The sequence below is a fragment of the Thioclava sp. JE_KL1 genome (assembly GCF_009296265.1).
Lineage (GTDB): Bacteria > Pseudomonadota > Alphaproteobacteria > Rhodobacterales > Rhodobacteraceae > Thioclava.
The window spans coordinates 42,014-52,316 of record NZ_WBJS01000005.1 but is presented as its reverse complement, the minus strand read 5'-3'; the positions used below and the strand labels follow the sequence as shown (position 1 = coordinate 52,316).

At 63.0% G+C, this 10,303-nt stretch carries 11 protein-coding genes; 8 read left to right on the top strand and 3 right to left on the bottom strand.

Annotation, left to right across the window (positions count from 1 at the left end):
* Window positions 1-5 precede the first annotated feature (5 nt).
* Window positions 6-899 carry a YihY/virulence factor BrkB family protein gene (locus F8R15_RS10245; protein ID WP_078522738.1) on the bottom strand — a complete coding sequence of 298 codons (894 nt, stop codon included), beginning with the start codon at window positions 897-899 and terminating at the stop codon, window positions 6-8.
* A gap of 318 nt (window positions 900-1,217) precedes the next feature.
* On the opposite strand from F8R15_RS10245, the gene F8R15_RS10240 reads away from it, so the two are divergent.
* The 4 genes from F8R15_RS10240 (at window position 1,218) to F8R15_RS10225 (ending at window position 6,396) form a co-directional block, all read left to right on the top strand.
* On the top strand, window positions 1,218-3,026 hold the full coding sequence (locus F8R15_RS10240) for a PhoX family phosphatase (RefSeq protein WP_152844516.1): 1,809 nt from the start codon (window positions 1,218-1,220) through the stop codon (window positions 3,024-3,026).
* 80 nt (window positions 3,027-3,106) lie between these two features.
* Window positions 3,107-4,741, top strand: coding sequence for a hypothetical protein (locus F8R15_RS10235; protein ID WP_152844515.1), 1,635 nt, complete (start codon window positions 3,107-3,109; stop codon window positions 4,739-4,741).
* Window positions 4,742-4,830: 89 nt separating this feature from the next.
* The gene (locus F8R15_RS10230; RefSeq protein ID WP_078522741.1) at window positions 4,831-5,610 is read left to right on the top strand and encodes a MipA/OmpV family protein; all 780 of its coding nucleotides are present in this window, start codon (window positions 4,831-4,833) and stop codon (window positions 5,608-5,610) included.
* Between the two features lie 123 nt (window positions 5,611-5,733).
* A complete protein-coding gene (locus tag F8R15_RS10225; RefSeq protein WP_172976207.1) occupies window positions 5,734-6,396 on the top strand; it encodes a CerR family C-terminal domain-containing protein in 663 nt (220 codons plus the stop codon).
* A 51-nt stretch (window positions 6,397-6,447) separates the two neighbouring features.
* Here the strand turns inward: F8R15_RS10225 and F8R15_RS10220 are convergent, their stop codons facing one another.
* Complete coding sequence (locus F8R15_RS10220) at window positions 6,448-6,621, bottom strand: DUF1328 domain-containing protein (protein ID WP_075776656.1); 174 nt, start codon at window positions 6,619-6,621, stop codon at window positions 6,448-6,450.
* 177 nt (window positions 6,622-6,798) lie between these two features.
* Between F8R15_RS10220 and F8R15_RS10215 the strand changes: the two genes are divergently transcribed.
* The 3 genes from F8R15_RS10215 to F8R15_RS10205 all read left to right on the top strand — a co-directional run bounded on the left by F8R15_RS10215 (window position 6,799) and on the right by F8R15_RS10205 (window position 8,714).
* Window positions 6,799-6,993, top strand: coding sequence for a PLD nuclease N-terminal domain-containing protein (locus F8R15_RS10215; RefSeq protein ID WP_088719999.1), 195 nt, complete (start codon window positions 6,799-6,801; stop codon window positions 6,991-6,993).
* A gap of 108 nt (window positions 6,994-7,101) precedes the next feature.
* Window positions 7,102-7,521: a phage holin family protein gene (locus F8R15_RS10210; RefSeq protein ID WP_078541429.1), complete on the top strand. Its 420-nt coding sequence runs from the start codon at window positions 7,102-7,104 to the stop codon at window positions 7,519-7,521.
* Window positions 7,518-8,714: a hypothetical protein gene (locus F8R15_RS10205; RefSeq protein WP_152844513.1), complete on the top strand. Its 1,197-nt coding sequence runs from the start codon at window positions 7,518-7,520 to the stop codon at window positions 8,712-8,714. Before F8R15_RS10210 ends, F8R15_RS10205 begins: the two co-directional genes overlap by 4 nt.
* 170 nt (window positions 8,715-8,884) lie before the next feature.
* Here the strand turns inward: F8R15_RS10205 and F8R15_RS10200 are convergent, their stop codons facing one another.
* Window positions 8,885-9,082, bottom strand: coding sequence for a CsbD family protein (locus F8R15_RS10200; RefSeq protein ID WP_078522745.1), 198 nt, complete (start codon window positions 9,080-9,082; stop codon window positions 8,885-8,887).
* Window positions 9,083-9,240: 158 nt separating this feature from the next.
* Between F8R15_RS10200 and F8R15_RS10195 the strand changes: the two genes are divergently transcribed.
* Window positions 9,241-10,302 (top strand): AI-2E family transporter, encoded by a 1,062-nt coding sequence (locus F8R15_RS10195; protein WP_083079370.1) that lies wholly within the window; start codon window positions 9,241-9,243, stop codon window positions 10,300-10,302.
* The last annotated feature ends 1 nt before the right edge of the window (window position 10,303 follow it).

The following is a 10,303-nucleotide window of genomic DNA, read 5'->3' as shown; positions in this document are numbered from 1 at the left end:
GAAACTTATGACGAGGATGCTTCCTTGGCCTTAGCCTCGTCGTCGCCCTCAATCGCGTCGCGAAGTTTCTCTTGCGCGCGACGCTTGCGGAAGGCGGCGAGCTCGGCGTTCAGCGCGGCCCCCATCAGCACCGAAAAGGCGCTGAGATAAAGCCAGACGAGAAGCGCGATCACCGCCCCGATAGAGCCGTAGATCTTGTTGTAATTGCCGAAATTCGACAGGTAGAAGGTCAGCCCGATCGAGCTGAGCCCCCAGAGCGCCGTCGCCAGCACCGCGCCGAGCGTCAGGATCGGATCGCGCTTGCCCTCGGTGTTGGGCCCGTAGCGATAGAGAATGCCGAGCGCAGTCAGCATCAGCAAAAGCATCGCCGCCCAAGGCAGACCCGAGAGCAGGATCTTGGAATATTCGTGGAAGGGCAGGAAGTTGATGACGACGGGCACGACGACGACCGTCGCCATCGCGGCCAGCATCACACCGACGAGCGCGATCGTCATCAGGTAGCCCATGATGAAGCTCCAGATCGTAGCCCGGGGCCGGGTGCCGTGGATCACGTTGAGGCTGAGCACCAGCGCCGCGACGCCCGCGCGGGCCGAGAACAGGGTCACGGCGGCAGAGAACATCACGCCAAGCCCGATAGTCGCGCGCGGTCCGATCAGCCAGTTCTGGATCTGGTCGTTGATCAGCGCATAGGCTTCGGGCGGAATGAAATCATCGGCCACGTTGAGATAGGTGCGGATCACCGTCGGATCGGCAAACGCGCTCCAGAGCGCGATGGTCGCGGAGATGCCGGGGAAGATCGCGAGCATGGAATAGAAGGCGACCCCCGCCGACACGAGGGTGATATTCGATTGGAACAGCCGCCCGAACAGGCTGACCGCGAATTTCGCCGTTTCTCTCACGCGCTACTCCTCGTTTCATTCACCATTGCTCAAGCCCTGCGTGATCGCAACGCGGGCTGCGCGCTTTGCTGAAAGCTGTTGCGTCTCAGGCGCTTGGCGTCGCGCGGGCCGGATCGTGCCTGTACCAGACAGGGCCGAAAACACGAAAACATGCTGGAATAGGGTCTATTTTGGCCAACGCACATGTCAGTGCGGGCCGAGCCACGCGCGCCCTCCGCCGCCGGTCGAGGCCAGGATCACGAAAGCGCCAGATTGTCACAAAAGGGAATCACTTCGCCGTTAGGAGCGTCGTGAACGCAACTAGCCAAGGGATCAGCCATGTCGCTTCGTACGACCCTCCTCCAAGCCACCGCTATCGCTGTGCTGCCGCTTGCGGCGCATGCCGGTGACATCTCTTTCTCGCCCGTTCCTTTCGCCAAGGACGACGCCGCCAAACGCCAGGCCATCGCCTCCGATACGGTCACCATCGACGGCAAGGATTACAAGATCGGCTATCACGTGATGGCGCGCTCGGGCGACAAGATCGGTGACAACACCTTCGCCCTGCTGACCGACAAGGACGGCAACCCGGTCAAGTCGGCCGACGGCTCCGAGCATATCTCGGACTCCGCCGATTTCACCTCGCTCCTCCGTCAGGGCGACAAGCTTTATTCGGTGACGCATTTTGAATCGCGCCCCGGTGCGATGTATCTCAGCGAAGTCAGCCAGGATGCGGATGGCAACCTGAAGCTCGTCTCCACCAAGCCGATCGACTTCTCCGAATATCACGGTCTCTGGGTGCCCTGCGCGGGTTCGGTGACGCCATGGGAGACGCATCTGGGTTCGGAAGAATACCCGGCGGATGCGCGCGCGATCGAAGCGGCGACCTCGCTCGACGAGATCGACGACTACGATTTCCCGATGGTGCGCTATGCGGGCGTGAACCCCGAGGGCATGAGCCTCGAGCAGTTCCGCGACGCGTATAAGCCCTATCGCTATGGCTACCCGACCGAGATCACCGTCTCGGAAGACGGTTCGGCCAAGGCTGACAAGCATTTCGCGATGGGCCGCGTGGCCGTCGAGCTGGCCTATGTCATGCCCGATCAGAAAACCGCCTATATCTCGGATGACGGCACCAATGTCGGCCTGTTCCGCTTTGAAGCCGACACCGCAGGCGACCTGAGCGCCGGGACGCTTTACGCGGCCAAGTGGAACCAGACCTCGGCGGCAAATGGCGGCGCCGCCGATCTGGAATGGGTCGATCTGGGTCATGCCGACGACGCGACGATCCAGAAGGCGATCGAAGCCGGCACCCAGTTCTCGGATCTCTTCGAGACCGCCGAGATGGGCGAGGACGGTTCCTGCGCCGACGGGTTCTCGGCTTCGAACGCCGAAGGCAATCCCGAGTGTCTGAAGGTCAAGGACGGCATGGATGCGATCGCCTCGCGTCTGGAAACCCGTCGCTACGCCTCGATGAAGGGCGCCACGACCGAGTTCCGCAAGATGGAAGGCATCACCTACGACGCCGACAAGCATCAGATGTACCTGTCGATGTCGGCTGTCGAGAAGGGCATGGAAGACGGTGCCAAGCAGGATCTGGGCGGGATGAACGCGATCAAGCTGCCGAAGAACAAGTGCGGCACGGTCTACTCGCTCTCGCTGGACGACAAGTTCACCGCGACGAAGATGATGGGTCTGATCTCGGGCAAGCCGCTCACCGAAGAGCACAAGGTCAAGGCGCAGGACGCAAGCTGCGACCCGGCGCATGATATGTGCGGCGACACGGCCGAGCTGAACAGCTGCGATATCAACGGCATCGCGAACCCGGACAACATCACCTACATCCCGGGCTACAACACGCTGATCATCGGTGAAGACACCGGTTCGGGCCACCAGAACGACGCGATCTGGGCGATGAACACCGACACCAAAGAGCTGACCCGCATCCTGTCGACGCCCTACGGTTCGGAAACCACCTCGACCTACTGGTACCCGAACGTCAACGGCCACGGCTACCTGATGGCGGTCATCCAGCACCCCTATGGCGAGAGCGATGAGGACAAGCTGACCGACCCGGCGGAGGCGCGTGCCTATGTGGGTTACGTCGGTCCGTTCCCGCAGATGGATGCCACCGCGAAGACCCAGTAACGGGCGCTCGCGAGACATTTCTGGCGAGGCCCGGCGGAGACCCGGGCCTCGCCTTTTCTTTCAAGACTGAGGACTGACGGATGCTGCGGATTTCGATTTTGGCGCTGCTGAGCATGACCACGATGGCGGGGGCGGTCGATCTGAAGACCACGGTGCTGGGCAATCCGACGGCATATATTCCTCCGCAATGCTATACCAAGACGGAAGACAAGGCGGGCGAGGTGCATAACCCCTGCCAGACCTGTCACACCTATCCGCGCCACCCCAATTACGTGCGCGATGCCGATCTGCAGACCGAATATGCGTTTCCGAACCCGGCGCTCGAGAACCCGTGGCACAACCTCTTCGTGGATCGCCGTGCCGCGGTGGCCGCGACCGACAGCGCGGAAATCCGCGCCTATGTGCGCCAGGACAATTACCACGATTCCGAGGGCGGGATCGCCTTGGCCGCCAAGCTCGCCGATCCGCCTGCGGCTTGGGACGCGAACGGCAATGGGCAATGGGACGGCTATATCCCTGACGTGCAATTCGCCTTCGACGACGAAGGCTTCGACCGCAGGCCCGATGGCAGCCTGACCGGCTGGCGCGCCTTCGCCTATCAGCCGCTGCCCGGCACGTTCTGGCCGACGAATGGCTCGACCGATGACGTGATGATCCGTTTGCCCGAGGCGTTCCGTCAGAGTGCCGACGGGGTCGAGAACCTCAGCGTCTACAAGACCAACCTCGCGATCGTGCAGGCGCTGATCACCCGCGCGGATGTCGCGATCGAGCCGACCGACGAGGTCGCGATGGGCGTCGATCTGGACCGCGACGGGGTGATGGGGCAGGCGGAGGTGGTGAAATTCGCCTTCGCGCCGCTCGACGGGATTACGATGCATTGGGCCGGGCGCGCGGGCGTCGAAGGTGCTCAGCTTGCCGCCGGTCTCTATCCCAAGGGCACGGAATTCGTCCATTCCGTGCGCTATATCGACCCGACGCCAGAGGGCATCGAAATGGCGGCGCGGCTGAAAGAGCTGCGCTACATGGTCAAGACGGATTGGGAGAGCTATGCCGATCTGGAAGAAACCGCGCTGGCCGAGTTGAAGGAAGACAGCGCCTTTCCTGACCGCACCAAGCAGTTCTTCGGTAGTTCCGAGACCGGCGTGCCCAACACGTTCGGCTGGCGGCTGCAGGGGTTCATCGAGGATGCGACGGGCGATCTGCGCCCGCAGAGCTTTGAGGAAACCGTGTTCTGCGTTGGCTGTCACGGCACGCTGGGCGTGAACGACGATTCCACCTTCGCCTTCGCGCGCAAGCTGGGCAAGGAGGCCTATCGCGGCGGCTGGTATCACTGGACGCAGAAGGGGTTGGCGGGCACGCCCGACCGGGTCCGCGCCGATGGCAGCGGCGATTACGCCCATTACCTGCGCACCAACGGGGCCGGGGACGAGTTCCGCGCCAATGCCGAGCTCATCGAGGAGTGGCTCGAGGCGGGAAAGCTGCCGCCCGAGAAAGAGGCGGCTTTGGCCGAGGATATCGGCCCGCTGATCCTGCCCTCGCCGGAGCGTGCCGATGCGCTCAATGCGGCCTACCGGTTGATCGTGCGCGATCAGAGTTTCACCCAAGGACGCGATGCAACGGTGGCCCCGGTCGACGGCACGGTCTGGCGTGAAGTGGAGCAGGATCAGCCCACAGGGATCGAGGAAATCGCCCAGCCGTGGTATAAGCGCCGCTAATCCGAACCAATCTGCGCCAGCCGATTGCGTTTTTCGCCGTCAATTGGCAGTGTTTGCGCAAATCGGTACATTTTTTCGGGAGCGCCATCATGGCAAAAGTCATCCGCCAACTTTCCGCAAGCGCCGCCATTGCGGTCGCTGCTGTCTGCACCGCCGCGAGCGCGCAGGCAGAAAGTGGCGTGACCTTCACCATCGGCGCGGGCGCACGCTATGCCCCGTCCTATTTCGGCGCGGATCATTACGACACCAGCCCCACAGCGAAGGTGAAGCTCAACAGCTTCACGCTGCAGGGGATGCGGTTCGGCTCGGACGATCCGAATTACGAAAAGCTCGGCCCGAACGTGCATGGCTCCTTCCGTCTCGTCGGCGGTCGTAATTCGAGCGATTATTCCGAGATCGCGGGTCTCGATGACGTCACCACGTCGCTCGAACTGGGTCTCGGCCTTGGCTATCAGGCGCCGCAATGGGGCGCTTTTGCCGATATGCGCTATGGCGTGGTCGGGCATAACGCCGTGGTCGCCGAAATCGGCGCCGACTGGAAGCCGATCAAGACCGACAATTTCAAGCTGAGCATCGGGCCGCGCGTCTTCTATGGTTCGGGTCTCTACAACCGTACCTATTTCGGCATCAGCCCGTCGGAATCCACGGCGAGCGGTCTGGCGGCCTATTCGCCCGATGGCGGCCTCGTCTCGACCGGTCTGGAACTGTCGGCGACCTATCAGCTCGGGAATGACTGGGCGGTCGAGGGCAAGCTGAACTACGATCGCCTGCAGGGCGATGCGGCGGACAGCCCGATCGTGCAGCAAGGCTCGCGCGAGCAAAGCTCGGTCTCGCTGATGCTGACCCGCCGGGTGAGCTTCCCGTTCTGATCGGGCCAAACCTTCCTAAGAGACACGTAAAGCCAAGCCGCATGGGTCGCCCGTGCGGCTTGCTTTTTTCGGGCGTCGCCGCGCATGTTGGCGGCAGATTTCCTCTCCAGACGTGATGTGCCGATGACCCAGACACAGCCGCCCGCCCGTGATCGCACCGCGCGCGCCCTGATCGAAGCCGGGATGCGCCTGTTCGGGACGAAAGGGTTCGCGGCCACCTCGACGCGGGAACTGGCAGAGGCGGCGGGCGCGAATGTCGCCGCGATTTCCTACCATTTCCAAGGCAAGGAAGGGCTGCGCCGCGCCTGTGCGCTGGAATTCGTGCACCGCATGGAAGAGGTGATGCGGCCTCTTGGGCCCCCGGAGGCGCTTTCGCCCGAGGCGGCGGAGGCGGAGCTCAAGGCGCTGATGGAGGCGATGATCTCGCGCATTCTTACGCAGTCGGATGCGGCCTCGATGATCGGCTTCGTGATGCGCGAAGTGACCGAAGGGGGCGAGACGCTCGATATTCTCTATGACCGGCTGATCTCGATTGTGCATGGGCGGCTGATGGCGCTGTGGGCCCGGGCGAGCGGGACGTCGGAGGACGATCCGGAGAGCGCGCTGCGGGTTTTCGCGATGATCGGGCAGGTGCTCTATTTCCGGCTCGGCGCGGAGGTCGTGCGCCGGAAGATGGGCTGGTCTGAAATCGGCGCGGCGGAGGCTGCGAAGATTTCCCGGGTCGTCGCAGACAATCTGGATGCGATGCTGGCGCAGGCGCGCGCCAAGACCGCCCCCGACGCATGAAAAAGGCCGCCCCGGCGGGAGCGGCCTCGAATATTCCTAGCGTCTTCGCAGTTATACCGGCGGTTTGCCTTTTACCGCCCGGGCGACCATGGCCACCACGAACAGGATCAGGAAGACCACGAAGAGGATCTGTGCGATCCCGGCAGATGCGCCTGCGATGCCGCCAAAACCGAGCGCCGCGGCAATCAGCGCGATAACGAGAAAGGTCAGAGCCCAACCAAGCATGGGTATTCTCCTTCGGATGTTGCGTACATTAGCGCTGAGTGCTGCGCTTTCATGACATCCAAACGTGCCGTTTTCCCGAAAGTTCCATTACCCTGAGTCAGCAAATTCGCGGAACATCGTGCGCTTTCCGGCGTTTGGGCGGCGATTCACAACCTCACGAAAAAGGGAGATGGGGACATGGAAATGAATATGACGGGCCTCGGCGGCTTTTGGGGTATCGTATTGCTTGCACTCGATATCTGGGCGCTGGTTTCGATCATCGGGTCGAATTCCAGCACCGGCAAGAAAGTGCTCTGGGCGCTTCTCGTCTTTTTCCTGCCGCTGATCGGTTTCCTGATCTGGCTGGTGGCCGGGCCGCGCGCCTCGAAGTGACGAAATCAAGGGGGCGGCTGCGGAGAGCCTCAAGGAACCGCATTCCCCAACCCGCGTTGGAACCACAGAAATCGCGGCAAGAGGCCGTGACATGTTTGGGAGAGGTCGATGAGTTACCACGAGACCGAAGAACCTGACGGCCACGAGGGCCGGGGAACGGTGACCGATTTGCTGAACCGGGTGATCGAGCAGACGCGCGAGATCGCACGGACCGAGGCGGAATTGGTGCGCGCCGAAGCTGCCCATCGGGCGGGTCTTGCGCGCAATGCCGTCATTCTCGGCGCGGTCGCCTTGGTTTTCGCGCTCGGTGCGATCTTCCCCCTGACGCAATCCGCCATCTACGGGCTGGAATGGGCCGGCCTCGACCGGGGCCCCGCGACGCTGATCGTCGGCGTGGTGCTTCTGATCCTCGGCATCATCGCGGCGCTCATTGCCGCGTCGAAGCTGCGCAAAGTGTCGAGCCCACCCACCCGTCTCAAGGAAAACCTGTCTGCTGACGCGCAGGCGCTTAAGGAGAGCTTCAAATGACCGAGAAGAAAACCATTGAGGAAATCGAGAACCGTCTGCGCCAGGACCGTGCCGATCTCGCATCGACGCTCGGCGATCTGACCGGCCGCATCGCGCCGGACTATCTCTCCGATCAAGTGTCGCAAGTCGTGCGCGACTACGCGGCGCCGGCTGCGCGCAGTGCCGAACAGGCCGTGCGCAAGAACCCCGTGGCCTTCGCCCTCGCGGGTGCCGGTATCGCATGGTTCCTGCTGCGCCAGCGCAACTCCGCCACCGTCGAGGAAGAAAATCTGGTCGCCGATGCCGATCCGCTCGTGATGCCGAGCGAAGCGGGTGCGGATGGCTGGATCGACGAGATCGATACGCTGCGCCACGATGCTTCGGTGCGTCTCGAAGATCTCGAGGCCGAGCAGCGCAGCTCGACCGACAAGGCGCGCGACTTCGTCAAGGAGCGCTCCGAGGTGATGCAGAAATTCGCGAGCGACCTGCGCAACTCGCTGTCCTCGGGTCTGAGCGACCTCAATGAGGATGCGCGCGACCGCGTGGTGCGGGCCCGTGAAAGAGCCTATTCCGCCCGGATTCGCCTGCAGGACGGTGCGACCCATGCCGGTACGACCAGCAAGCAGATGGTCAAGGATCACCCGCTGATCGCCGCCGCTATCGGCTTCGCCATCGGTGCCGCGATCTTCAACGCGGTGCCCAAGCCGGACGTCAATGTCAGCCGCCGCAGCTTCGGCCCGCGGGCGAACCGTCTGTTCGACGAGGCCGAGCGCCTTTACCGCGACGAGAAGCGCCGCGCGGGCAAGGTGGCCGACCAGTTCACCGACGAACTGAAGCGTACCGCCCGCTCGGTGATGAGCTCGGCAGGTGACGAGGCACGCAGTGCTGCACGCGACTTCGGCGATCAGGCGATGGCCGCGGGAGAGCAGCTGATCGACCGCCTCTCGCGCCAGCTTGCGCAGGAAGCCAACCGCGCGCTGCGCGATGTCGGCCAGTCGCTGCAGAAAGGCGAAGAGGAAGTGCGCGCCGGGGCCGAAGAGGCCAAGGATACCGCGAAGTCCAAGGCCGAAGAGGTCGCGTCCAAGGCTGAGGCGAAGACCCATGAGGCGGCCGAGAAGGTGAAGGCGAACCATTCGTCGTCGTCCTCCTCGTCCACGTCGAGCGCGTCCTCGACCAACCCGACGTCCTCGTCGGCGCCGAAAACCACCCACTGATCCGATCGGTGGACCTGATTTGAAAAGGCCGGGCTTTGTGCCCGGCCTTTTTGCTTGGCGGTTCATCGCGCTCGATGCGCGTGACCGACCCGCAAAAGAAAACCGGCGCCGCAATCCCTGCGACGCCGGTTTATGCTGTTTTACGCTGGAATAGGGTCTAATTCCGAAGATCAGACCGAGCTCGACCAGGTGTCGACTTCGCGCTCGGCGTCCTCTTTCGTCTTGCCGTATTTCTTCTGGATCAGGCCGACCATCTGCTCGCGATGGCCTGCGGCCTCCTCAAGCTCGTCATCGGTCAACTCGCCCCAGTTCTCGCGGGCCTTGCCCTTCATTTCTTTCCAGCTGCCTTTAATCTGATCCCAATTCATGGCGTCGCTCCTTTCAAGATGAAGACGCGGGTCTCGGCGTCGTCCATCAACGTTTCGCCGGGGGCGATGTTCCTGTGGGTGAGGGCGCAAAAACTCGGGAACTGCGGGGGCTCCAGCGGCGTTAGCTCGCGAAACCCAAGAGGGAAGTAATTCTCGAAATGCATCGCCTGGAGACCCTGTCGCGCATCGCCATGATCGTGATCGCTGTAATCGCTGTCGTGGCTGCGCTTAGCCAGGTGGAAAGCTTGCTTGCCCCCGTCGTGCTCGCGCTCGTCGTTGGGATCGTGCTTTCACCGATTTCCGATGCATGGGAGAAAAGAGGTCTGTCGCCTGTCTGGGGGGCACTTACCTCGCTCGTTATCTCTCTGATGATCGCCGTGTTGCTGGTTCTCGTGATCCAGCCGGTGATCGCGGAGCTGATGCGTCAGGCGCCGAAGGTGATGGACGACATGCGGTCCACCATCATTCATATGCGTCACATGTTCCAAGGTATTCAGGACGCCTCGAAGGAGGTGAGCGATGCGATCACGCCGGCAAAGGATGCCGCGCAGGATGGCGGTGGCAATGGCGACAAGAGCGCCGTCCCGGATGCCAAGGATCTCGTCATGCTCGCCCCGGCCATCATTGCGCAGGGGCTGATCTATATCGGGGCGCTGTTCTTCTTCCAGCTCTCGCGGACCGAGATTTACAACTGGATCGCGAAGCATCTTGCGGAGCCGGCGAGCCGCGGCGCCACCGCTGCGCGGCTGCGCAAGGCGGAGACGCGGGTGTCGCGCTATTTCCTTACGATCACGGTGGTGAATGGCGGGCTGGGGCTGGCGGTGGGCGTCGCGATGCAGCTGATCGGGCTGCCGAATGCGCCGCTCTGGGGGCTGGTGGCCTTCCTGATCAACTACATCCTGTATCTTGGCCCCGCGGCGCTGATCATCGCGCTGGGCTTCGCAGGCGTGGCGACGTTCGACGGGATCCGGGTGATCCTGCCGCCGCTGATCTACGTGATGCTCAACGCGACCGAGGCGCAATTCGTGACCCCGGCCGCGATCGGGCGGCAGATGCGACTCAATCCGCTTCTGGTCTTCCTGTCGCTGACCTTCGGGATCTGGCTCTGGGGGCCGCTTGGCGGGATCGTGGCGATTCCGCTGCTGCTCTGGGCGCTGGTGCTGACCGACAGCCTGCCGGATCCGAAATCCGAGGCGGAGCAGAAGCTCGAAACCAACTGAG